Raw genomic sequence first — 23974 nt, 5'->3', positions numbered from 1 at the left:
GAATCTTGTATAAATGTATTTTCTCACATATCAGGCTGTCGGCTAAGTTGCAGATCTGAGTATTTTGAAATCTATATTCTGGTTGAGAATCAAGCGACTTTGATTATTTGGCTTGATATCAAAAGGTAAGACCCAAAGCTTTAAACTTAGATTGAAGTCAAAGCTATGCTCTATTGGACTCGAAAAGCCATCATGTGCCGGATATATCAATACCAATTCCCCTTCACCATTGAGGTACTTATGGCCATAGGCGAACATCTGGTAGAAGTCACTCTGCGATAAACCAAAATTGTGCTCATTGAGGTCAAGTCGCTTCCATTTGGTGTCTAATACACATTGCTGGCCATCATTTAAAGTGAGCAGTAAATCTGGTTTCAATGTGAAGTGTTTCTTTTTATCAAATGTCACTAATGACTTAGAAGCGGATTGCGTTTTTAAGATTGAACCGGGTGGAAGCTGCCTACGCAAGACCATCGCCACGTAACTTTCAAAGATGGACTCCATTGGAAACAGTAACGATGGTGCCTGGGAAAGACCGCTCATGCTCACTGGCGATAAATTATTTAATATTAACCTAGACCAAGATATCGCTGGCCGATAATAGACCATACCTCGATCGAATTTGATTCTGGCAAAATCTAATGCTGGTTGGTTACTACTCGGAATATCGTCAAAGTGGAACAGTAATTCTCGCAGTAGCTTTTGATTACGGGCATCCTTGCTGTAACGCTGAACCTGCAGCAGGGCTGCCTTAATTACTCTGTTCACAGGTCTATCGGGTAAATACTCATCGTATTCACAGTAAAAACGCTGTTTTTCAACAAAATTATGCTTTACCTGAAGTCCAATATTGAGTTTGCCACGCTTGGTCGTCAGATTTTCCTGCTTAGGGACGTAGTCACGTTTGAGCCCTTGTTTAACCACTTGATTCACTGTCTTCAAAAATCGACGAATCAATACTTCAATCAGTGGTAGCTTCAGGACATCTATATCAGCTGTCTCAAGCTCAATGTGTCGAAACTCACGCAAGGATTGCAGCATCATCAATAGAGTTTGTCGCGCATGCGGCAAATCATCATGATTACCGGTTTTCGGCAAAATCTCTATTGATTGACCAGAAGGTAGATACAGTAAACCAACGTAATTTTGAGCCTGTAATACTCGGCACTTTCTATGTAACTTAAACTGCAAGGCCTTTCCATACGGAGCGCCACTATCAGGCAATAGACATCGCTGTTCCAAGTATTCAAAATCAGAAGACTTTAAAGCAGTTGCGTTGGGTACTTTAAGTTGATCTTCTTCCTTAACTAAGTACCCAAACTCAAGAATTGAAAGCGTTGAAACTTTCATACTCTATTCTTCCAACTCATTATCGGATTCACTGTGCGATTGCTCTGGTATCGTTGAACTATACATGCCAATGTAAGTCATTGGTTGTCGCCATACGGCTTCCTTATCTCCTTGCAACCGATATTGAATAACGCCTTCATCATAAGGGTCAACGTTATAATCTTGACCAAATAGCATGGATAGGTTGCTAACTGGCTTTTCTAATACAAGCTGCAAGCTTTCATTTTTTTGATTATCCCCTAGAACTAGGCGAATTTTGTTCCAATCATCAAAAAAGTATTCTTGCAGTAATGGAATGATCCTATTTTGAAATGTGTGGACCAACTCTTCGAATGCTGCATCATAGTCGCTTTCATCAAGGCATTTCTTCACATTCATAAAGAAAGCATGTCCCAATGTATGCTCACGATCGTACAGCACTTCAATACGCTGATTCAGTATACCCAATAACTTTGATAAATTTACCCCTTTGACGACCACACCATCAAGAAGCTCTGGCTTTGGCATCATTTCGATAAATTCAAAACGGCGACGTAAAGCCGTATCAATCATTGTTAATGATCGGTCTGCAGTATTCATTGTACCGATAATATGAAGATTATCTGGTACAGAAAAGCAGTCCCCTGAGTAAGGTAACGTTAGCTCTAGCGCCTCTGGCTGACCCTTACGCTTAGATAACTCAATGAGAGTAATTAACTCTCCAAATATCTTCGAAATGTTGCCACGATTAATCTCATCAATGACCAGAACAAAGTTCTTTCGCTTAGTTGCTGGCACTTCATCTGTGCCACTCAATTCTTTCAGGAAGCTCACTAAAGGTCGGTAATAGACGCCTAAGCCAGTTGTGTAGGTTCTTGAACCATTAAAAATAGCGCGCAACGTATTGATGCTTAATGTATGGTCTGTTTTTCCGTTGCTCTTTTCAAAAAAGATTCGATTCTCATTGAAATCCACAACGCGAAAAGAGGTTTTTGCCATTGGTATTTCAATAAAGTCTTCATTCGCTAGACGCTCAACAAAAGCTTGCCAGCAGGTTTCAAAGTTATAAGTTTGACCTGCAGGGGATTCCGCCTGATATTGTTCTGCGTCTGAACAAACTTGACGAAAAACACCTGGCTCAACTGAATACGCAATAGTGCCATCTTCAGTTTTTGCTTTTAGTCCTTCTACAAATTCTTCATAACCGTAGCTTTGATGGAAGGTCACAAAACGGATACACCGCTCATTCACTAAGCGATCAAATTCCTGTTTAAGCTCTGCTCTACGTTCCCATTTGAATGTAGGTTCAGCCGCCTTCACGGCAGCTTCAATCGTGTGAAACGTTTTTCCCGTCCCAGGCGGACCGTAGAGAATCTGGTTAGCTCCCAATACGCATACGCTAGACAGTTGTTCGCTTCCGTCTTTGTCCAGTTGAGCATCACCTTTTAGAAGGCCTATAGATTGAGCGACTTCATCGTACGATAGAACAAAGTCATTTATTGCATTGACACTCCACTCAACCAGCTCTTCAAAAGACATCGCAAGACCTTCCTCGATGCTTAGTGTCGTAACAATCCCCTTTTCTACAGCGCTATTCCTTACTCTCTCATATCGCTCGCGGAGATTTGATGAAGCATTAATAGTGTCGATTTTTACACACAAATTTGTTGTGGAAATTGAGACAGTATAAGCAAGCTCCTTTGGAGAGCTTGAAGTTGGGTAGATTTTAGCCCATAGATAAGCAAAGAAATTCCCACCTTGATTTACTGGGCTTTTTCGTAATTTTATGGTGCCATTTGGGAAAATTGCTTTTTGCAGTGCGCCAGCCCATTTTTCAATGATTTCATAGGCTTTCTTTAGTTCCCCTGCATCATTTCTCTGCTCAGGATTATTTGAATCACTTTTCTGCCCATGCCATTTTTCCAGCAGATCAAAGTGTAATTTCTTAAATGACTCTTGCATTATTTTTATTTCCCTAAATTTCATTAGTTCAAACGTGTATAAAACGTTCCGGAGGATATTCACGTCGATGTTATCTGTTCAAAGCGTCAAAATATGTCGCTATATAGTTCAGATAAAAAAATCTACTTAAGCTCCAACACTTCCCTTGCCTACTGATGAATGTACTCACGCCAACCTAAACTCGCTCTTGCTTTGCCATAAATTTGCAGCGCTATTGTGAGCTATCTGGTACGCCCAATCCGCTACAGCCATGGATTTGTCTTTATCGCACTCGACGTAGCTGGCAAGCTCCTCAGAGATCATGTTTGCGTGGTTGGCGAGATTATTTTCTTCCCATTTGTACTTGTGTTCATAGCCGGCGAGGTAATCTCGTTTACTGTTGTTGCAGGTACGATCCGCCAACACAAAGTTGTGACCAAGATCGAACGCGTATTTGGCAAATGGAATAAAGTGATCCACTTCGGCATGTTGGTCGAGCTTTTTGCCACAGTAGAAGCAGGTATTCTTCTGTATGTCTTGAAGTAGAGGCTTGGCATAAGACAACGCTTTACGGTCTTGACCAAACAGAAATTCCGGTAAGTTGGCTTGCGCACCCACGAGGTATTGGTTGTGCTTAAAAGAAATAATTTTGTCGATCCAAGCAGCGCGAGCAAGGTAGGTAATTAGGTGATAAAACTCACGAAAATAACCCGCGACACCTGTATTTAGCTCGATATGGTTCTGGCTTTTATCATGCGGATATAAAAAGCATTCTTCTTTTTTTGCCAAAATCTGCAAACGCCACAGTGGGCCATTTTTGAGGGCTGTCTTGGCTACTCTATGCAGGGTTTTATAATGTGGGCTTTTGTACAACTGATTGATGTTGTACAAACCTGTTTGCTGGATGCTCTGCGCCGCCGTGATAATAGCGATTTGCTTTTGTGAATCACTGTTTTGATGCAATTGCATCGCTTGATTAGAACCACCAAACGGCCGGGCCTGATTCCAATACAAGCGAAGCATTTTGTCCGCTAAAACATCTAACTGGATAGGGAGTTTGCTGTTTCCGGTCACACTGGAACTTTCCACACATACATCAGCAATCGCATGTAATAACGCATACTTGTACGTCGCGGTAAAATCACCCTCCACCAACATCCGTTGAATGTAAGCAATAAACTCGATGGCCGTTTTCATCGTTAGGCTACTCTTGCTTCTCAACGATTACGTTGAGCCACTGTTCTGACGAGCGGCCTTCTCTCTGATCACCGGTTACCCACATGTCTTTGATGTTGAACCCTGCCAAATACTGGCTGATCGTTTGTTCGGTCTGGTCACAAAAAAAGCGCCCTTCTTTGACACGCTCTTCATCACCATACTTGAACGACATATACAAAACGCCATGCGGTTTGAGTGCCTTACGTAGTCGAGAAATAGCATCCATAAGCTCTACTTTGGGGACATGTAATAAACTCGCACAGCACCAGATGCCATCGAAAACATTGGATTCATTGAATGTTTGAAAGGTGAGCACGTCGACGTCGATATTCAGATAATTCGATGCGATCATAGCAAGCTCAGAGCTCGCATCAAAAGCCGATACCTTATGATTTATTGATTGGAAATACTTCGCATCGCGGCCACTGCCACAACCCGCATCGAGGATATTGCCGCATGGCGGGATAAGAGGGAGAAAACGCTGATACAACGCAGACATATCGACTGGTAGCGTGCTCTTAGCAAAGTCTTCTGCAAACGTGTCGTAATACAAGGTCGTGTTAGCTTTCAAATCCATGTAGCACCTTAAACGAAAGGGAATGATATAAAATTGACATGCTACCTCTCACGATATCAGCCCCAACACTTCCCTTGCCTGCTGATGAATATGCTCACGCCATTTTTGTGGTTCCTGCACATCAATCGCTGCACCATAACCTTGTATCCACCAAAGTGTTTCTTGATCGTCCGGGACCGTGGCAGTCAGTTGAAACCGGCCGTCATCTTCTGGTTTTAAACTTTGATCTTCGCTTAAAGGCGTTTCGGACAGCAGCCAAGCGATCTCAGCTTTCACGCGCGCTTTAAGTACAACTGGCCCTGACGATTGTCGATAGCTAAAGCCGCCCTGCTCTATATAGTCGGTTAGATCAAATCCCTTAAGCGGTATAAAGTCTTTATCCGAGCGCTCAACGGTTTGAATGCGGTGTAACGCAAATTGGAGTATGTCGTCGTAGTCTTTTACGGTTGCCAAAAGGTAACTGACGCTATGGCGAACAACGATGGCTTGCGGATGCAGTGTGTAGTTTTTGGGTTCGTTATGCTTGCGACTTAGGTACGTCACTTCAATGGCGTATTCTTCAAGCGCCGCTTCCGATACCGCCTCCCAAATCCCATCTTTGATTTGTGCGGGGATTAGGGTTTTACCATTGGGTATGGCTTTCACACGGTTGGCCCAACCGGAGTAATGGTTGGAAGGGATAGCGTTTAGATATTGCTGAGCGGCTTTGAATTGCGATGAGATCTGATCCACAGCAATTTGTGGTAGCAAACCAGACAAATACTCATGCGCCAACACCAAAGTGAGCGCGGTGGGGGCGTCTAATCCCAACGTTGAATCTGTAAAGCTTGTTGACAGGCTCCAACGACGCTCTCCATCGCCTTCAAGACACCTCAAAGGCAAGTGCGGTGTCATCGCATTCAGATCACGCTGAACAGTCCTTAACGAAACCTTAAAGCCCTGCTCTTCTAATGCTGCATGAATCGTCGAGGTGGCTTTATAGCGTGGCTCTTTGGGAATAATGTGTAACATCGCTAGCGTGCGAAATAAGGTGTCGTGCTTAGCACCCATGTTTGTATCCTTACATACTGTCTTCTTGACGAAAACTTTACCATAAACCCAATCAGATAATCGCCTGTTTTATACCGAGCATTGGCACTCTAAACGGCATTCAGTAGCCAATATGCTAAGATGACATTTTATTCCAACTCTGGGAGCTTTCATGTTACGTCGACTTATTATGGCCTTGGCACTGATTCCCCTTGCAGGTACATCCTTTGCAGCGGAGCATATCGTTAAAATGGTCAATCAAAATGATTGGGGAACGATGGCCTTTGAGCCAAGTTTTTTACACGTCGAGGTGGGTGATACGGTGACCTTTGAGCCAACAGACTATGGTCATAATGCGGTCACGATTAATTATATGGTCCCAAGAGGGGCGAACCGTTACCGCGGTAAAATCAACAAGCCTATTACGATGGAGATTAATAAGTCAGGATTTTACGGCATTGAATGCTCACCGCATTTGACCATGGGCATGGTGATGATTATTCAAGCAGGCGACGGTGATATAACAGAGTTTGAGATCCCTAAGACCTTGCCCAAACAAGCCAAACTTCGCTTCCATGCGATTAAAGACTTTGCAATGTCGCGGTAAAGGTTAACAATCGATGCGGCTATTAAATGTTATATTCCTGCAACTGGGTTTGATTTAGAACGTTTCATTTTATGAGATTGGTAAAGGCCTTGTTTCGTTTACATGCGAACGCGGTTCTTTCTGACTTTACGGGACCAAGTGTGTCAACTAATACGCAATATAAACGCCTCTCTAACCGATACTTGGTTCTCTCTTTGGTTGTGGCATTGGTCCCTTTGTTTATCTTTACCAGTCTTTATGATCGCTATTTTGATCAATTAGTCTCCAAAATCACTGATGGCAGGCTTAACACGCAGGTGGCTGCGGTTCAGAATGAGTTTCGCGTCCATCTCAGAGAACGCTTGTACCAGCTTGACGTGCTTGCTGACGAGCTTGACTCATCAGAGATCTTTCAAAAGGATGGCAAGCACAATCTTCCTGATGCATTACAAGCATTATTACGATTACAAACAGACCCTAATAATGTGTATGGCATTGCTTTTTTTGACGCCAGTAAGCGGTTCTTATGGAGCTTTCCCGAGCACTCTTATTCAGAAAAAAGGTATCTTGCGGTTCAGACCTATCAAACACAGTTCGAACAAGCCGATCTATTGGGGCCGGAATATTTCAGTTTTGAACGGCCCGCTTCGGTACTGCTTATGAAACCTATTACTAGGCTTTCTGAAAACAATACCGTTTCCTATTTAGGGCTAATATTACGCTTCAACTCGTTAGCGGCCATTCCAAAATCACTGGGTACGGACGGCATATTTACACCCTATATTGGTGTACCTGGCGACCGAGTGTTTGACATTGTTGGGCAGCCTATTCAAGACGGAGAACACTATGACCAATCATTTAATTTATACCCAAACTGGTCCATTAAACTAAAGCAGAATGAAGTACTAACGGCGGCACCAAGTGCAACTTTACGTTATTGGTTAATCGGCTTAGTACTGCTAACAGCGGCCTGTCTTATGATTATCCATTGGTTTATTTCTAAACGATTAAACCGTCAAGTAGATACGCTCATTGAAGGCATTGAACGAGTGGCTTCAGGAGACCTCAAATCTCCCGTTCCACCTCAACCAGGCACAGAAGTCGAGCGCCTCACTTCCGCAATTGAAAAGATGCGCTCTCAACTTAACCAAGTCATTCAATCCAATGTTGAAATGGAGCGACGAGCCTCGCTGGGCAACCTAGCCGCCGGTCTCGCCCACGATATTCGCAATCCTCTTAATATTGTTGGCATTACGACAAAAGCACTTTTAAAAAGAGAACACAACGATGAAAACAAAGAGATGCTTTCAATGGTCGTGGAAGAACTCGGTCGAGTAAATGGTGTTATCGATAACCTGTTAAACTTTGCCCGACCAACGCCCCCCAAACAAGAAATGTTTTTGCTGGTAAAGGAACTCCATCTAGTTGCTAATTTATTGAATGCCACAGTACACAAACATAAGGCAAGCTTGACGATCGAGTGTGAGGAAACGTTAGAGCTGTTCGCCGACCCTTCGCATCTGCATCAAGTATTAATAAATCTTGTTTTAAATGCCATCCAGTCATTTAATGGTATAGGTTGCGATGTCACCATCCGCGCTCAACGGGAGACTGAACACTTGGTGATTAAAGTGACTGATAATGGACCAGGCATAGACCCAACACATCTTGAGCGAATTTTCGAACCGTTCTACACCACCAAACCCACTGGAACAGGCTTAGGCTTGGCCATATGTCAGGTGCTGATTCAGGCCAATCAAGGGCGAATACAGATTCATTCGAGCCCTGTTGGCACCACGGTGGTTTTACAATTCCCTATACACGCAAAGTTAGACGATACCTATGAGTAACCTAAACGTTTTGGTCATTGATGATGAACAGAATTTAGTTCGTAGCATTAAATTTTCCTTGAACAATAAAGATCTGGAGCTCTCTGCTGCTTTTACCGGACAAGAAGGCATCGCAGCGTTTGAGCAATTAAATCCTGATTTAGTGCTGCTCGATTTAGGCTTACCGGACATCTCTGGATTGGATGTATTAAGTCAGTTGCGACAAATATCGCCCGGCACTCCCGTGATAATGATTTCGGCACATGGGGACACTAGAACAGCGGTTAAAGCGGTAAAAGAAGGTGCTGTTGATTACATCACGAAACCGTTTGATGTGGACGAACTTGAGTTATTAATGATCCGAACGGCCGAGCAACGAAGAGTCACAAAAGAATTAGAGTTCCTGCGCAGCAAAGACGATATAAATAATCAGATCATAGGTCACTCAGCGCAAACAAACCTCCTTAAGAACATGATCACACAAGTCGCAAACAGCGCCGCCAGAACGATCTTGATCCAAGGCCCTTCGGGGACAGGGAAAAGCATGGTCGCCAAGAGCATCCACAACCAGCGATACAGTAATGCGCCCTTCATTGAAGTAAATTGCGCCGCCCTGCCTGAACACTTGATTGAAGCAGAGCTCTTTGGTGCAGAAAAAGGTGCGTATACGGGCGCCACCTCTTCACGCGATGGTTTAGTAGCACTGGCCAATGGCGGTACTTTATTTTTAGATGAAATTGGCGAGATGCCTCTTAATATTCAAGCTAAATTGCTGACGTTTCTAGAGCAAAGAACCTTTCGCCCTGTCGGAGCGGGTAAAGAACGTAAATCTGATGCGGTCATTATGGCAGCAACGAACCAAAACCTAGCGTTACAGATCTCAGAGGGACGTTTTCGACAGGATCTATTCTATCGTCTTAACGTTGTACCGGTAGAAATTCCCGCCCTGCAAGATCGCATCGCTGACCTCCCCTTGCTGGTGGCGCATTTTGCTAAACTAATGGCTCAAAATGAGGGTTGTCAACCTGTTAGCATAACGCCGGAAGCCATGCTTGCACTGCAACATTATACTTGGCCAGGTAACATCAGAGAATTGAAAAACTTGCTAGAACGAATGACAATTTTATACCCAGGTCAGTACATCACATGCGATGTTTTGCCTAAAGAAATTGCCGCTAAAACGTTGCCGGTTACCGCATTAGAGTGTTCATATGATGAACAAGTCGAGTCCAAAGAAAAAGAACTCATTCTGCAGGCATTGAATGCTTCACAGGGTAAAAAAGGCTTAGCGGCAGAGAAACTCGGGATATCCCGTCATGCATTAAAAAGACGCATGCAGCGCTTAGATTTAGACCTTTAGGCCAATGTCCTATGCAAAATAAAAATATTACTCTGAACTTGTTGGCATTGAAGATTTATTTACTGATGCTGTGCTTTTTCCCTTTAAGCGCATCCGCTGAAATAAGGTTGGGAGCAAACAGCGATGACGCTGTAAAAGTGGGTTGCCTGTTTCCAATGACCGGCCGAGGTGGGCTATATGGACATGACAGTCAAATCGGTATCCAGATTGCTCTAGAGAAAATAGCTGCTACAGAGCGCTATCCAAACATTCAAGTATTGATTGAAGACTCGCGCTCCAAAGCCTCTAGGGCCACACGTATTGCTCGTGCTTTTGTGCAAGAGGAAGGCACACGCTTTTTATGTGGTGTCGTCAATTCTTCGGTTGCCTTACAAGTCGCGCAAGTAGCGGCTCAAGAAGAGGTGTTCTTTATTGGTACAGACCACGCCTCTTCCCGCTTAACAGAGCCTTTAGCAAACCCGTTTTATTTTCGGGTCAGCAACAATACCAAGCAAAGTATGCTGGCTGGTGCAAACTATATTAAAGAGCACTTATTACCGAAAAAAGATGGCCACCCCATTAGAATTTCATACATTGCCCCCGACTATGAATATGGCTATTCCGTTTGGCAGGATTTCACCGGTGCACTGGATGAATTACAGGTGCCCTATCAAATTGTCACAACATTATGGCCAAGGTTGTTCGAACCTAATTACTCGTCCTTTATCCGCGCTTTAATGGAGCAACCCACAGACCTCATTGTGAATTCTATGTGGGGCGGAGATCTCGTCGCGTTTATTCAACAAGCACAAAATACACCATTATTTAATCACTCAGCGTTTGCGAACTTTGACACGGGTGGCAATTATGAAGTGCTCGCCGCATTAGGCGATGACATGCCAAATGGCTTGATTATGTCGTCACGCCATCATACCAATTGGCCTAACACTGAATTGAACCATTGGTTCGTTAATCGCTTCAAATCAATCAGTGGTCGCTATCCGTCCTATGCCGCTGAAGGTGCCTACTCGGGAATTATGGCGATCGCTGAAACGTTGGCGATTGCTGGCAAATCTGCCGATAATCCCGCCATTCAGAAAACGCTAGAGCAGCTTGTACTTCATCTACCGGAAGACCCCATTGGCTACTCATCGTTTATGGATGAACAAACGCACCAGCTTCAGCAAGTGATTACCATAGGGGTCACACAGCCAGATCCCAGCCAACCTCCCGCAATGAAACTACTTAGCGATTGGTCCGTTTATTACCCCAGTCGTTTTAGCCCTCGAAGTAATACAGAACATTAATCTGTGATCGGATTGCGCTCATAGCCATTCATTTTTACGATCGGAATCCGCTCACGAATTTAGATAACCGCTAATAAAAATTTAATTTTCCCTTATATTTCAATACATTAACAAAAGTTACAAAACTGGCACCGCCTTTGCAATTTCACCTTTAGCGCTGCGATCAGTGCGCCCATTCCGAGTATCAAGCTGCCTAAATTAGCGACGCTTCAAGGGTGTACTCTAGCAGTCGTTTGGCAAAAGCAAGACCTCTCCACTTTCTTGCCAAAGCCTACGAATCATAAAAATAAAGGTGTTAAAACTATGTATCTAAATGATGCGTCTCTATTAAAAGAACGCTGCTTAGTGAATGGTCAATGGGTATCAGCTGCGGATAATAAAACCATCCCTGTCACTAACCCAGCGAACGGTGAAGTGATTGCCAACATCCCGCACCTTGGTGCTGATGAAGTCCCTTCTATCATTGAAGCCTCACACGCTGCCCAAAAAAAGTGGGCGGCTATGACGGCAAAAGAGCGTTCAAAAATTCTGCGCCGCTGGTTTGATTTGATCATCGAGAATACTGACGACTTAGCGATGATCATGACGTCTGAACAAGGTAAGCCGCTAACGGAAGCCAAAGGTGAAATCGGTTATGCCGCCTCGTTTGTGGAATGGTTTGCAGAAGAAGCAAAGCGTGTCTACGGAGACACTATCCCTGCACCAATGACGAATCAGCGTTTAACGGTCATTCGTCAACCAATTGGTGTGACTGCGGCCATTACCCCTTGGAATTTCCCTGGCGCGATGATCACTCGTAAAGCGGCGCCAGCTCTCGCGGCGGGCTGCTCTATGATTGTCCGCCCGGCAGATTTAACCCCTCTTACCGCGTTGGCCCTTGCTGAATTGGCTCAACGAGCAGGCATTCCCGATGGGGTTTTCCAAGTGATTACAGGCTCTGCCAGCAAACTCGGCAAGGTGCTGACAGACAGTCATGTGGTGACCAAGCTGTCCTTTACTGGATCAACTGAGGTGGGTCGTCTACTGATGGCTCAGTGTGCCGATACCATTAAAAAAGTATCTCTTGAACTCGGCGGCAATGCTCCGTTCATTGTGTTTGATGATGCCGATCTGGATAAGGCTGTCGAAGGAGCAATGGCCTCTAAATATCGCAATGCAGGTCAAACTTGCGTCTGTGCAAACCGTATCTTAGTGCAACGCGGTGTTTACGATGCCTTCATTGCAAAACTTCAAGAAAAAGTGGCGGCTTTAAACATTGGTAACGGCATCGAAGATGGTATCCAAATAGGGCCAATGATCGAAGAAAAAGCCATTACCAAAGTGGAAGAGCATATTCAGGATGCCGTCTCTAAAGGCGCCAAGTTGGTTCATGGTGGCAAGCGTCTAGGCGGATTATTCCTGCAACCTTCGATCTTGGTAGACGTCACCAGTGATATGAAGGTGGCTCAAGAAGAAACATTTGGTCCTATGGCGCCGATCTTTCCATTCGATACCGAAGCACAAGCTATTTCCATGGCAAACGACACCATCTTTGGATTAGCGGCTTACTTCTTTACCCAAGACCATGCTCGCAGTGTGCGCGTTTCAGAAGCTTTAGAGTACGGCATGGTAGGCCATAACACAGGGCTTATTTCCAACGAAGTCGCACCTTTCGGTGGCGTCAAACAATCAGGTCTAGGACGCGAAGGCTCTAAGTACGGCATCGATGAATACTTAGAACTGAAATACATCTGCAGCGCCATTTAATTCGAGGAAATCATTATGTCACAGGGTATCAAAACATTTTCATTTAACACTCCAGGTTCCATGCATGTTGAATGGGGCGGAGCGAAACGTCTTGGAGAATTAGCCAGCGAATGGTTTCAAGAGCGCAACGTCCTGCTGGTAACTGATAAGTTTCTCAGCGACAGCGGTCTATTGAGTGAGACCAAAGCCTCATTAGAAGCTCAAGGCTTCAGTATTTCCATTTTCGACGATGTGGTTGCAGACCCGCCAGAGCACGTTTTAATGGCCTGTGTGGATTTTGCTAAAGCCAATCAAACCGATTTAGTTATTGGCTTGGGTGGCGGCTCACCAATGGACATCGCGAAGTTAGTAGCGGTTATGCTGACATCAGAACAACCTCTTGCTGAGCTTTATGGTATCGGTAAAGTGAAAGGAAAGCGTGCTCCGTTATTGCAAATACCAACGACCGCAGGAACCGGTTCTGAGGTAACGAACATCACCATTTTAACCACCGGTGAAACCACTAAAATGGGCGTTGTCTCTAAGCAGTTGTACGCGGATTATGTCTTGCTTGACGCAGAACTCACCATTGGTCTTCCTTCTCTGCCGACAGCCGCAACGGGGATTGATGCCATGGTGCATGCGATTGAAGCGTATACCTCAGCGCATCTTAAGAACCCACTTTCAGATGCACTGGCAAAAGAAGCACTGCGCCTGTTAAGTAAGAACCTGCTTACAGCTTGTCATGATGGCGCTAATCGTGCGGCACGTGAAGCTATGTTACTTGGTGCCAACTTGGCTGGCCAAGCCTTTTCCAATAGCCCTGTCGCAGCCGTCCACGCTTTAGCTTACCCATTAGGCGGCCATTATCACTTACCGCACGGTTTAACCAATGCATTAATGCTAGGCCCTGTCCTGCGCTACAACATGAAGGAAGCAGCCTCACTCTATGCTGAACTGGCTGATGTGGTGCTGGATTCAACGGAAGGCGACGCCAATAACCGAGCGGCGCAATTCGTGGACTACATGCAAAATCTAATGAATGAGTCAGGCGCTCCGCAAAGGCTACGCGATGTTGGGGTCACTGAAGAGAGCCTCCCTACTCTAGCCAAAGATGCCATGCTGCAAACTCGTTTGCTTGGTAACAACCCTGTTCCCGTCGCTGAAAGCGATGCCTTAAAGCTGTATCAAGAAGCTTTCTAAATTACAGCGACATTAAGAAATCCCCCTGCAACCAAGGGTTGCAGGGCACTAAAACATTACAAGAATAATAGGAAATCATCATGAGTGAAGAACGTATTGATGGCCAAGAAGCACCATTTTGGTCCATGGGTCCTTTTAAAGTCCGCCTTCCGTTTGTGCATTATCGCATAGAGTGGCCTGATTACTTTCAAGGTCTGTTGATGTGTGCAGTTGACTTAGCGGCTATTCCGCTAATGACAGAATTGCTAGGCATGCCATTTGAAGTAGCGTTAGCCGTCGTTATGCTAAATGGTCTTTTTTACTTATTGCACCATTTGCTAGGCGACCCAGTGGTTCCAGGTTGGATAACACCTGCGATTCCGTTATTGATGGCTTACTGTACAACCTTCCCTGAAGGACCTGAACGGATCCATGCGTTAATATCCTTCCAGCTTTTACTCGGAATATTCTCGATATTTATCGGGGCATCGGGACTGGCCCACAAAGTTGTCTCGCTTATTCCCCAAGCCATAAAATCGGGGATCATTATTGGTGCAGGTATAGCGGCCGTCATGGCCGTTTTCAAAGTCGATGGGCGTTTTGACACCTATCCAATTACCATCACTCTAGCGGTTGGTATTGCGTTTTATGTGATTTTCTCGCGTCACTTTGCGCAACTGAAACAAAATAACGCGTTTTTTAACCTTGTTGGCAAACTGGGTATCTTTCCGATTGTTGCGTTGGCCATAATCATTGCTCCCACGGTAGGGGAAACATCTTGGCCTAGCATTGAGTGGGGGATTTCTTCTCCTGACTTCGTCACGCTATGGAACGAATACACCGTATTTGGTCTAGGTATGCCACCGCTTATGATGTTTTTAAGCGCTATTCCGACGGTGTTAGCCGCTTATATCGTTCTTTTCGGCGATGTTTTACAAAGCCGCGCTATTTTGGAAGAAGCAGATCAAATTCGTACAGATGAGAAAATTGATTACGACCCGGATCGTGCACACATGATTTTTGGTGCACGTAACTCTGTTATGTCTATTTTAGGCCCAGATGTGGCGATGTGTGGTCCACTTTGGGCAGCGATGCACGTCGTTATTGTTGAGCGTTTTAGCCAAGGTAAAAAAGCCATGAAATCCATCTTTGGTGGCGCAGGCTCTTTCCGTTGGGGAACCAATACTGGCTTACTATTTATGCCGATCGTGACACTGGTACAACCTATTCTTGGTGTGGCCCTAGCGTTAACACTGTTGATCCAAGGCTACGTATCAGTTCGAATCGGCGTCATGGAAGCACGCTCTCAGCGAGATCTTGGCATTGCCGGTATCGTCGCGGCGGTTCTTGCCACACGTGGCGCTACTTGGGCCTTTGCAGTAGGTGTTGTGCTTTGTATCTTGGTATATGGCCGTGACTTCTTCAAAGGTGAGAAAGATACAACGTTTGTTAAGGATCAAATACCAAAGTGATCCATGACCTAACCCTCGTTAAGTAACCGTTTCTGCTAAAAAAGTCCCCCAAGCGTTTTAAACCCTTGGGGGACTTTTTTCATCTTGAGCACCAATAAGTAGCGTTGAAAAATGTATTCTTCGACAACTAAACCTCAAGGTGAATTAGAAATAAGCATCGATATCCCCATGCCACCACCAATGCACAGCGTCGCAAGGCCTTTGTTGAGTTGCTGTCTTTGCATTTCATGAATCAAAGTCACTAACACGCGACAGCCCGAGGCGCCAATGGGGTGACCTAAAGCGATGGCGCCACCATTTACATTTACTTTGTCAGGGTTTAATCCAAGCTCCTGAGCCACACAGAGTGCTTGCACTGCAAACGCTTCATTAGCCTCTATTAAATCGAGTTCGTCTATTTTCCAATCGACTTTTTCTAAGGCTTTTTGAGTCGCTGCGATAGGGCCAATCCCCATGATGGTAGGGTCAACGCCAGATGTGGCACTCGCTTCGATGGTCGCTAATACAGGTAGATTTAATCGTTTCGCCTCGTCTTCCGACGTTACAATAACCATCGCGGCGCCATCATTGAGGGTCGACGCATTACCTGCGGTTACGGTGCCCTCTTTGCTAAACGCCGGACGTAATTTGGCTAATGAGTCAGGATTCGTGTCTGGGCGAATTTGCTCATCCTCTTGAAAGATAAGCGGCTCTGCGTAACGCCGCGGAACGCTAATCGGTAAAATTTCTGTTTGAAACCGCCCTGCTTGCTGCGCTTGCACGGCTTTTTGCTGTGATTGAAGCGCGTAAACATCCTGCTGCTCACGAGTAATATGCCACTGAAAAGCAATATTCTCCGCGGTTTGCCCCATATGATAATCGTGAAATGCATCCCACAGACCATCAACGATCATGGTATCAAGCATTGTCCAGTGGCCCATTTTCTTACCGACTCGACTTTGTGGAATGACATGCGGCGCTTGGCTCATGCTTTCTTGCCCCCCCGCTACGACCATTTTAGCGTCGCCATTTAATATTGCTTGGGCGGCCAACTGAACCGCTTTGAGACCAGAACCACACACCATGTTGACGGTCATGGCTGAAACATGCTCATTTAAACCCGCTTTAAGCGCTGTTTGTCGAGCGGGGTTTTGACCAGAGCCAGCCGTCAGTACTTGACCCAATATGACTTCATCGATGTGCGAACTTAGACTTGGATGTTTGTTCAACAAACCGCTTAATACTTGTGTGCCAATTTCAACCGCTGTTAAAGAAGATAAAGCACCATTAAACGCACCGACAGCACTTCGACCTGCCGCGACTATTACTGCTTTCATTGTGTGACTCCTTTACGATTCAGTTAAGCGCTTACTTAGATAGTAGGCAACTTTAATGCTGTCACCTAATTAGAAACGTCTAATTCACCAAAACCGACACGTCCATGTGATCAATTAACGATACCTGCAGCTTAAAAAAACAGCTTTTTCAGGCTAAGCTTTTTAGAGCTAGCAAATGGTATTACTCACCCATCGCAGCTCCCTCACGTCGAGGGTCAGAACAACAAAGAGCCATATTTTCTCACTTTCTTTTAGATTTTTTTATTTTCTCTTTGTTCCACTGCCAGCGTCTAATTATCACCAAATATAAAAACTCAGTGCTGTACAGGAAAAAAGCGAAGCCCATCAAGCCCAGGGAATAGCTGTAACTTCCGCCACCTCTGCTGCTATCCATGAATTCGAATGGGTATTTAAAGCCTAAATAGATAAATAACACACCAAATAAAACAAAGAACAATAGACTCATGATATAAGCAATAAACCTGATTATTGAGAGAGTCATTACATATTCGCTAACATAATTCTTCAGGTTTAACTTAGGCCAGTAGTAGAGAGCAATACATGAAACAGAAGATATTATAACATCCATTCCTGTAGCGGGGACTCCCATCATTTCAATTATATGTGCAATCCAATCAGCAAAAAAATTTAATGCAAAAATACATATAAAGAATCCAAGGATATATTTTATAACGTACATATTTTTCCGCTTCCAACTTTAAATATTTTTAACGATTTAGCCCTCACCATCTAATAAAGGCTTCTCTGGCCAAACCATTTTTGGCTCTATATTTTCTAGATCTATATCAAAACTGAAAGTGTATGAACTATCAACGCTACGACACCTATCAACAATTCCGGTATTATTCAAAAATTCCGAGCTATCATTATAATTATATAAATCAATATGTGAGCACATTGCTTTTTCAATACCCTCGCTTTGTTGGGCATATTGAAGCAACTGTTCAGGATTTAAAAAAAGTAACGTTGCATAGGTGGAGATCATATCCATCGCAACAACGGCTTTGTTGGCAGTCCTTTCGAAATAGACACCGTTTGGAGCATATGAAGGCGCGATGTCGCTGAGCTCGCCTTCATCATGTATCAAAGGAAGAAAGACATGGAGACCTGACGTTAAGTAAGCTTTTGAAGACAGTGCTCGATGCAGTGTCTTAGCTAAATATTGCTTATCTCCTAGTAGCTCGAATAGACCGCTGTAGGTAGCAATAACAATATAGTCTGGACCTGCATAATAAGGTAATATATAGCTGTCTTCTGATATTATAGTCGCGATGTAAACATGCTTTATATTTTTCCCTAAAAACACTTCTGGATACTTATCTAATTCAGGCTGTAATATACTTCTAACATCATCTATATTGATACCTAAGGAAAAAATATCTACATCCGAATCTTCTAATGCCTGCAAGTTAGAAGGATCATCAATTAATATGTCCTCAAGTCCTTCTTGCGAGTTATATCTTGTCTTAATCGCCTCTTTAAAAACCAGATCAGGCTCATCTACACTGATCGGCATTCCATACACGAAGTTAGTAAGCAGAAATAATATCCATAACGGGATAATTTTTTTCATTTTAAGTGTGAGGTTCCGTCATATTCCTAACGCTTGGGTTATGAGCTAGGAAAGGATCGATGTCCATTAGGCTGTTTTTAACTAATGGCTCACAGTTATTCCTAAACTCAGCACCCAAATCCCTGATATAACAAGAATAACCTAGAATAGATGGGGCCCACTACGGCACACGAATAACTTTTACAATAATTTTTCACTTATCGAAAAATCAATCTTATATCATTTATAAAGTCATACTGAAGCAAAGCCGCTGAGACGACAATCGCCAGACGCGTAAGTGTGGGACATCCCATTACCCATAAGTTGATATGACCCCTTACCTTTACAACTCAACCTCAAAGGACAATAACGCTTGGTAAGCTGCGCTTATATAGAAAGCTCAGCGGACATTACAGCTGAGCTTTCTCTTGTGTTATTAATCTCCTAAGACCGTTCCCTCACGTCGAGGGTCCGCACCACCAAAAAGCTTACCCTCTTGAATCATAATGCCCTGTAGACCTGAATTAAGATCTCGTAAAGACACTTGGTAGCCCATTTCCTCTAAGTCTTTAGCGAGTGTTTCTGCTGAGGTTCCCTGTTCAATATCAAAGGTACCAAAACGGTTTAGCATATTCGGTAACGAGATCGCTTCTTGGATGTCCATGCCCCACTCTAAATGCGCTATCAGTGCTTTGGAGACGTAACCAATAATACGACTGCCGCCCGGAGAGCCGACCACTAAGTACGGTTTATCGTCTTTCATTACGATAGTAGGTGCCATGGATGAACGCGGACGCTTACCCGGCTCAAGACGATTGGCAATTGGGTAACCTTGGCTGTAAGAGGCAAATGAGAAGTCCGTTAGTTCATTATTCAGCAGGAATCCATTACTCATCACTCGGGAGCCAAAACCGTTTTCAATGGTCGTGGTAACGGACAAGGCATTGCCCTCTGCGTCGACAATAGAAATATGGCTGGTGCTCGGGAATTCGATGGACTGATCGTCTGCCAAAGTAATGGCATTTTGCCATTCAGGCTCGCCTGCTGACACCGTTTCTAAGGCTTTACCGGGGGTGATTAGCTTCGCTCGGCTGGCAAGATACTGTTCATCCAGCAAGCCCTTTGGCATCGGCACAAAGTCGGTATCTGCTATGTAGCGACCGCGATCAGCAAACGCTAGGCGTGAGGCATCACCAATGATTTGCCAAGCGGTTGGTGATTCCGGCCCCATGGCCGCTAGGTCAAAATGCTGAGTCATACCTAGGATTTGCCCCACCGTTAATGCCCCCGAGCTCGGCGGTCCCATGCCACAAATATCAAATTGCTTATAAGGCAAACATGTGGCGTCGCGCTCCTTGATTTTATAAGTCATAAAATCTTCTAAGGCCAACACGCCGGGATTGTCCGATGTAGAGCGCACTGCGGTTACGATGTCTTGGGCAATGTCACCCTGATAAAAAGCATCCGCCCCTGATTGGGCAATACTCGTCAAGGTTTTGGCATAGGCTGGATTTTTAAGCCGTGTTCCCTCTTGAAGAGGTGCGCCATTAGAATCTAAGAAATACGCGGCGGTATCAGGAAAGCGCGCCAAAGAATCTCTGGTGTTCGCGATGGCGCCAGCAAGTCTAGGCGAGACGTCAAAGCCATCTTGTGCCAACTCAATCGCAGGCTCAAACAGCGCTTTCCAAGACAGTTGTCCACCTTGCTCATGCAGAGCTTGCATTAAGGCAACGGTGCCGGGGGTGCCGACTGAGCGTCCGCCAATCACAGCATCATAAAACTTAAACGTCGTACCATCTTTGTGTTGAAATAATTCAGGCGTGGCCGCTTGAGGGGCGGTTTCACGGCCATCAAAAGTCGTTAGCTTTTGAGATTTAGCATCGTAATACACGGCAAAAGCACCGCCACCGAGCCCAGAAGACTGAGGCTCTACCAGCCCTAATACCGCTTGCACTGCGACGTAGGCGTCTAACGCCGATCCGCCTTTTTTCAAGATGGCATAACCCGCTTCTACCGCTTTAGGGTTGGCGGCTGCCACCATGAATTGCTTTGCTTCCACTAACTGCTTTTGCTGTATTTCCCCGGCGATTTCCGGCGCCACAGCATCGGCTGTTTGCTGGGCCGCAAACGCCATTTGCGCAGAGACCAACGACATTGATAACGCTAAAGATTTGAATACAAAACGCATAGATACATTCCTTATATAACGATTGTAACGGCGGGCGTTACCCGTTCTCTAAATGCTAGGTTTTAGAACTTGCGGTGAAGGGCCTTTGCTATTCATCAAGCTTGTTTGTCAGAGGTCTAACATAAGCTGTCGTACTTCGCCTTCTGAACGCAACATAACACTGAGGCCCAGTAACCGAATTTCGCGACCGTTTTGACGTGTTAAGACCTCTTTCAGTAAATCATGAAAGTAAGTAAGATCCAAGCCGCTATGCACATGCTCAATGGTCGTCAATTGAAAGTCGGCAAACTTGACTTTGATGCCTTGCTTGCTGATTAATCTATCAGGCGATACTTTCCCTAAGCGCTCAAACAACTCTGGAAATAGCTTTTGCTCGATGACTTGCCAGCACTCATCAAAGCTTGAAATGTTATGTGAAAACGTGCGTTCCACACCCACAGACTTGCGCTGACGGTGAGTGGAAACTTCACGATGATCAACACCATGGCTTCGATTCCAAAGAGAGTGACCTAAGCGGCCAAATTTACGGGTTAACTCAAGGTAATCGCTATTACAAATGTCAGCACAGACATAAAGCCCTGCTTCATGCAGCTTCTGTAGGCTTACTTTGCCAACACCAGGAATTTTCTCTAGGGGAAGCGTATTAATGACTTCTTGCATCTCTCTGGGTGTGATCACGAACTGGCCATCAGGCTTATTCATATCCGATGCGACTTTGGCAAGAAACTTTATCGGCGCAACGCCGGCCGACGCGGTCAGATTCAGTTCGGTACGAATATCATTGCGAATGGCCTCAGCAATGAGAGTTGCTGACCCCTGTAGATGGGTGCTGTCCGTGACATCTAAATACGCCTCATCTAGGGACAATGGCTCTATTAGATCAGTATAGCGTGCAAAAATGGCTCGCACTTTTTGGGAGATTTCTCGATACACCTGCATCCTGCCAGGCACAACAGTAAGGTGTGGGCAGAGTTTCTTAGCCCAAGCGGTCGACATTGCGGAATGGACTCCGTAGGTACGGGCTTCGTAGTTACAAGTACTGATGACACCGCGCTGCTTTTCGCTGCCTCCTACCGCTAATGGGATTTCACGGTAACGTGGCTCATCACGCATTTCGACTGATGCGTAAAAAGCATCCATATCAATATGGATAATTTTCCTTTGGATCAAGTCACCGTTTTGCATACTAAACACTGTTCAAATAAACAGTATTTATACAGATAACTGCCCTTTTGTCCAGAGAAAGAAAGATACGCCTAGACCCACTATAGAACCGTGGCCAGTTGTACTTAGCCACTGCACCACAACCTGGTGATGCATAAGCCCTCATAAATACCGAGAAGTTTTTTGCATTCATATTTAAAAGAATCATTTGATTTATAGTCTAAGCATGCAAGATCAATCAGTCTATGGACAACTCCCCCCCCTGCCAGCGCCCTGCTAACCACTCCGTTTTAGCCACTTCTTTTATTAGCGACATCACTGTGTTGAGTAATGCCGTTTGAGGACGATCTGCATCCGTCGTGATGCAGACATCACGCCAGAGATTCGGCTCAATAATCTCGACCGCTTCAATCTGATTGGTATCTTGTAGATGAAAAAATGCAGAGGTGGGGGCTAACAATATTCCATGACCATCCATGACATAACGCAACGTCGTCATCAGCTGCCCGAAAGCGGGTTTATGGGACAATTTAATGCCGGTACTTTGTTCATATTGTCTCAATACATAGCCCAATGAGTCACGGGCACCTGTGACGATCACTTCATGATTAGCAAGCGCTTCGAACGTGATCGTTTTACTGCCATTTAACATTTTATGGGAAGACACTTTAGGATCGCAGCCAACAGCAATGAATAGCTTTTCTCGCAGCAGTTTTACTTGACGCATTTGGCTCATATCCGTTCCATCAGGCGATGAAATTGCCAAATCTATTTCTCCAGATCGCAATTGACTGGACAAGTTATAAGACAAACCGGCATGTAGCTCGAGTGTAATTTTCGGGAAACGTTGCTCAACAAGCGCCAATAATGGCACGGATATAATGTTACCAATAGGCTGTGTCATTCCGATGGATAAAACACCCGAAGGCTCGTGTTCGAACTGATGTACATCGCTTTTAGCTTGCGCCATTTGACGCATGATGGAGACGGCATGTGCATGGAATATCTGGCCTGACTGCGTTAATTCTACGCCACGAAAACTTCTTTCAAACAAGCACGTGCCCAGTTCATGCTCTAGATTGTCAATCTGCAAACTGATGCTAGGTTGAGCGACCTCAAGAGCTCGAGCGGTGGCCGCAATGCTATTGAGCTCGACCACTTTTAAAAAATAACTCAGCTGCTTGCTGTTCATATCAACGCCTTTCATCCAGTGCTCATGTTAAGAAGGTAACAGGGTACATAAAAAATATTGAACCTAACCATATTTTTTATTGTTTTATATAGCCAGTTTTTTATCTAGCCTTATGACAAAACAACAATACTGAGAGAGCTAGCATGACGACGACAAAGCGATACTTTGAACAACCCAGTCGATTCAGTGATTTAGAATGGCAAGCAAGGGTAGACTTAGCTGCCATGTATCGTATTTTTGCCTACCTGAAGTGGGATGAATCCATCTACAACCATATTTCGTTACGTGTTCCGGGTGAAGATGAGCATTTCTTGATTAACCCTTTTGGTCTGCACTATAGCGAAGTAACGGCTTCTAATTTGGTCAAAGTTGATCTAAAGGGGAATATCGTTGGCCATTCAGACTGGCCGATCAATCCGGCCGGATTTACCTTTCACAGCGCCATCCATGACAAAGTAGAAAACGCTCACTGTGTGATGCATGTACATACCACCCCGACGCTGGCGGTGTGCTGTTTAGAAGACGGTATTTCCTACAGCAACTTTTACTCAGCACAAATCTACGGCAACGTCGCGTATCATGAGTTTGAAGGCATCACGCTACACATGGACGAAGGTCAAAGGATCATTGACAGCGCTAACGGCAAACCCATTCTAATGCTTAGAAATCATGGCCCTGTGGTTATTGGGTCGACCTTGGCTCAAGCATTTTCATTAATGTGGTTGGTTAATCGAGCATGCGAAGTACAAATGGCGTCGATGTCTATGGGCAAAGTACGCGAGATCCCTGAAGAAATCTGCAAAAGATGCGCGGCTGATTCATTACCTTTAGACCCTAAATACGGTGCAGGTGAAGACGTCTTCGCCGCCATGAAACGCCTGATTGAAAAGCAAGACCCCTCTTATAAACAGTGATACTTTTGGGTTGCAGGCCTCATGGTCTTAAAAGACCTGCAACCCACTAAATCGTAAAGGCGTTCCGTTTTTTACAATACTCGCTTGCTCAAT

The 23974-nt window shown here is 44.8% G+C and carries 19 protein-coding genes; 8 read left to right on the top strand and 11 right to left on the bottom strand.

The window, feature by feature from the left end; genetic code table 11:
* Positions 1-42: 42 nt before the first annotated feature.
* From ACPUEK_RS10225 to ACPUEK_RS10205, 5 genes are all read right to left on the bottom strand, one after another.
* Positions 43-1350 (bottom strand): McrC family protein, encoded by a 1308-nt coding sequence (locus ACPUEK_RS10225; protein WP_425640643.1) that lies wholly within the window; start codon positions 1348-1350, stop codon positions 43-45.
* Between the two features lie 3 nt (positions 1351-1353).
* A complete protein-coding gene (locus ACPUEK_RS10220; protein WP_425640642.1) occupies positions 1354-3315 on the bottom strand; it encodes an McrB family protein in 1962 nt (653 codons plus the stop codon).
* Between the two features lie 141 nt (positions 3316-3456).
* On the bottom strand, positions 3457-4467 hold the full coding sequence (locus ACPUEK_RS10215; protein ID WP_425640641.1) for an HNH endonuclease: 1011 nt from the start codon (positions 4465-4467) through the stop codon (positions 3457-3459).
* Positions 4468-4474: 7 nt separating this feature from the next.
* Positions 4475-5065: a class I SAM-dependent methyltransferase gene (locus ACPUEK_RS10210; RefSeq protein WP_425640640.1), complete on the bottom strand. Its 591-nt coding sequence runs from the start codon at positions 5063-5065 to the stop codon at positions 4475-4477.
* 48 nt (positions 5066-5113) lie between these two features.
* Positions 5114-6115, bottom strand: coding sequence for a helix-turn-helix transcriptional regulator (locus ACPUEK_RS10205; RefSeq protein WP_425640639.1), 1002 nt, complete (start codon positions 6113-6115; stop codon positions 5114-5116).
* A 151-nt stretch (positions 6116-6266) separates the two neighbouring features.
* On the opposite strand from ACPUEK_RS10205, the gene ACPUEK_RS10200 reads away from it, so the two are divergent.
* From ACPUEK_RS10200 to ACPUEK_RS10170, 7 genes are all read left to right on the top strand, one after another.
* A complete protein-coding gene (locus ACPUEK_RS10200; protein WP_425640638.1) occupies positions 6267-6701 on the top strand; it encodes a pseudoazurin in 435 nt (144 codons plus the stop codon).
* 140 nt (positions 6702-6841) lie between these two features.
* Positions 6842-8530, top strand: coding sequence for an ATP-binding protein (locus tag ACPUEK_RS10195; protein WP_425640637.1), 1689 nt, complete (start codon positions 6842-6844; stop codon positions 8528-8530).
* A complete protein-coding gene (locus tag ACPUEK_RS10190; RefSeq protein WP_425640636.1) occupies positions 8523-9869 on the top strand; it encodes a sigma-54-dependent transcriptional regulator in 1347 nt (448 codons plus the stop codon). Before ACPUEK_RS10195 ends, ACPUEK_RS10190 begins: the two co-directional genes overlap by 8 nt.
* A gap of 11 nt (positions 9870-9880) precedes the next feature.
* Complete coding sequence (locus ACPUEK_RS10185) at positions 9881-11155, top strand: ABC transporter substrate-binding protein (RefSeq protein WP_425640635.1); 1275 nt, start codon at positions 9881-9883, stop codon at positions 11153-11155.
* A gap of 303 nt (positions 11156-11458) precedes the next feature.
* Positions 11459-12901 (top strand): NAD-dependent succinate-semialdehyde dehydrogenase, encoded by a 1443-nt coding sequence (locus ACPUEK_RS10180; RefSeq protein ID WP_425640634.1) that lies wholly within the window; start codon positions 11459-11461, stop codon positions 12899-12901.
* A gap of 27 nt (positions 12902-12928) precedes the next feature.
* Positions 12929-14083, top strand: coding sequence for an iron-containing alcohol dehydrogenase (locus ACPUEK_RS10175; RefSeq protein ID WP_425643029.1), 1155 nt, complete (start codon positions 12929-12931; stop codon positions 14081-14083).
* Between the two features lie 80 nt (positions 14084-14163).
* On the top strand, positions 14164-15534 hold the full coding sequence (locus ACPUEK_RS10170) for a hypothetical protein (RefSeq protein WP_067217796.1): 1371 nt from the start codon (positions 14164-14166) through the stop codon (positions 15532-15534).
* Positions 15535-15668: 134 nt separating this feature from the next.
* On the opposite strand, the gene ACPUEK_RS10165 is transcribed toward ACPUEK_RS10170, so the two are convergent.
* The 6 genes from ACPUEK_RS10165 to ACPUEK_RS10140 form a co-directional block, all read right to left on the bottom strand.
* Positions 15669-16850 carry an acetyl-CoA C-acetyltransferase gene (locus ACPUEK_RS10165; RefSeq protein WP_425640633.1) on the bottom strand — a complete coding sequence of 394 codons (1182 nt, stop codon included), beginning with the start codon at positions 16848-16850 and terminating at the stop codon, positions 15669-15671.
* Between the two features lie 241 nt (positions 16851-17091).
* Positions 17092-17550, bottom strand: coding sequence for a hypothetical protein (locus ACPUEK_RS10160; RefSeq protein ID WP_425640632.1), 459 nt, complete (start codon positions 17548-17550; stop codon positions 17092-17094).
* A gap of 36 nt (positions 17551-17586) precedes the next feature.
* Positions 17587-18444 carry a hypothetical protein gene (locus ACPUEK_RS10155; protein ID WP_425640631.1) on the bottom strand — a complete coding sequence of 286 codons (858 nt, stop codon included), beginning with the start codon at positions 18442-18444 and terminating at the stop codon, positions 17587-17589.
* 415 nt (positions 18445-18859) lie between these two features.
* Positions 18860-20611 carry a gamma-glutamyltransferase gene (gene ggt / locus ACPUEK_RS10150; RefSeq protein ID WP_425640630.1) on the bottom strand — a complete coding sequence of 584 codons (1752 nt, stop codon included), beginning with the start codon at positions 20609-20611 and terminating at the stop codon, positions 18860-18862.
* Positions 20612-20719: 108 nt separating this feature from the next.
* Positions 20720-21796, bottom strand: coding sequence for a DNA polymerase IV (dinB, locus tag ACPUEK_RS10145; protein WP_425640629.1), 1077 nt, complete (start codon positions 21794-21796; stop codon positions 20720-20722).
* Positions 21797-22013: 217 nt separating this feature from the next.
* Positions 22014-22967, bottom strand: coding sequence for a LysR family transcriptional regulator (locus ACPUEK_RS10140; RefSeq protein ID WP_425640628.1), 954 nt, complete (start codon positions 22965-22967; stop codon positions 22014-22016).
* Between the two features lie 143 nt (positions 22968-23110).
* Here ACPUEK_RS10140 and ACPUEK_RS10135 point away from each other — a divergent pair, with 143 nt between their 5' ends.
* Positions 23111-23881 carry a class II aldolase/adducin family protein gene (locus ACPUEK_RS10135; RefSeq protein WP_425640627.1) on the top strand — a complete coding sequence of 257 codons (771 nt, stop codon included), beginning with the start codon at positions 23111-23113 and terminating at the stop codon, positions 23879-23881.
* The last annotated feature ends 93 nt before the right edge of the window (positions 23882-23974 follow it).

It is taken from the genome of Marinomonas gallaica, from assembly GCF_049821165.1.
Classification (GTDB): Bacteria; Pseudomonadota; Gammaproteobacteria; order Pseudomonadales; family Marinomonadaceae; genus Marinomonas; species Marinomonas gallaica.
Note: the sequence above shows the minus strand (reverse complement) of the source record. Positions and strands in the feature narration are given on the sequence as shown.

Coding starts and splice junctions, on each gene's coding strand:
- ACPUEK_RS10225 (WP_425640643.1), bottom strand. CDS start 1,350: ATGAAAGTTTCAACGCTTTCAATTCTTGAGTTTGGGTACTTAGTTAAG.
- ACPUEK_RS10220 (WP_425640642.1), bottom strand. CDS start 3,315: ATGAAATTTAGGGAAATAAAAATAATGCAAGAGTCATTTAAGAAATTA.
- ACPUEK_RS10215 (WP_425640641.1), bottom strand. CDS start 4,467: ATGAAAACGGCCATCGAGTTTATTGCTTACATTCAACGGATGTTGGTG.
- ACPUEK_RS10210 (WP_425640640.1), bottom strand. CDS start 5,065: ATGGATTTGAAAGCTAACACGACCTTGTATTACGACACGTTTGCAGAA.
- ACPUEK_RS10205 (WP_425640639.1), bottom strand. CDS start 6,115: ATGGGTGCTAAGCACGACACCTTATTTCGCACGCTAGCGATGTTACAC.
- ACPUEK_RS10200 (WP_425640638.1), top strand. CDS start 6,267: ATGTTACGTCGACTTATTATGGCCTTGGCACTGATTCCCCTTGCAGGT.
- ACPUEK_RS10190 (WP_425640636.1), top strand. CDS start 8,523: ATGAGTAACCTAAACGTTTTGGTCATTGATGATGAACAGAATTTAGTT.
- ACPUEK_RS10185 (WP_425640635.1), top strand. CDS start 9,881: ATGCAAAATAAAAATATTACTCTGAACTTGTTGGCATTGAAGATTTAT.
- ACPUEK_RS10180 (WP_425640634.1), top strand. CDS start 11,459: ATGTATCTAAATGATGCGTCTCTATTAAAAGAACGCTGCTTAGTGAAT.
- ACPUEK_RS10170 (WP_067217796.1), top strand. CDS start 14,164: ATGAGTGAAGAACGTATTGATGGCCAAGAAGCACCATTTTGGTCCATG.
- ACPUEK_RS10165 (WP_425640633.1), bottom strand. CDS start 16,850: ATGAAAGCAGTAATAGTCGCGGCAGGTCGAAGTGCTGTCGGTGCGTTT.
- ACPUEK_RS10160 (WP_425640632.1), bottom strand. CDS start 17,550: ATGTACGTTATAAAATATATCCTTGGATTCTTTATATGTATTTTTGCA.
- ACPUEK_RS10155 (WP_425640631.1), bottom strand. CDS start 18,444: ATGAAAAAAATTATCCCGTTATGGATATTATTTCTGCTTACTAACTTC.
- ggt (WP_425640630.1), bottom strand. CDS start 20,611: ATGCGTTTTGTATTCAAATCTTTAGCGTTATCAATGTCGTTGGTCTCT.
- dinB (WP_425640629.1), bottom strand. CDS start 21,796: ATGCAAAACGGTGACTTGATCCAAAGGAAAATTATCCATATTGATATG.
- ACPUEK_RS10140 (WP_425640628.1), bottom strand. CDS start 22,967: ATGAACAGCAAGCAGCTGAGTTATTTTTTAAAAGTGGTCGAGCTCAAT.
- ACPUEK_RS10135 (WP_425640627.1), top strand. CDS start 23,111: ATGACGACGACAAAGCGATACTTTGAACAACCCAGTCGATTCAGTGAT.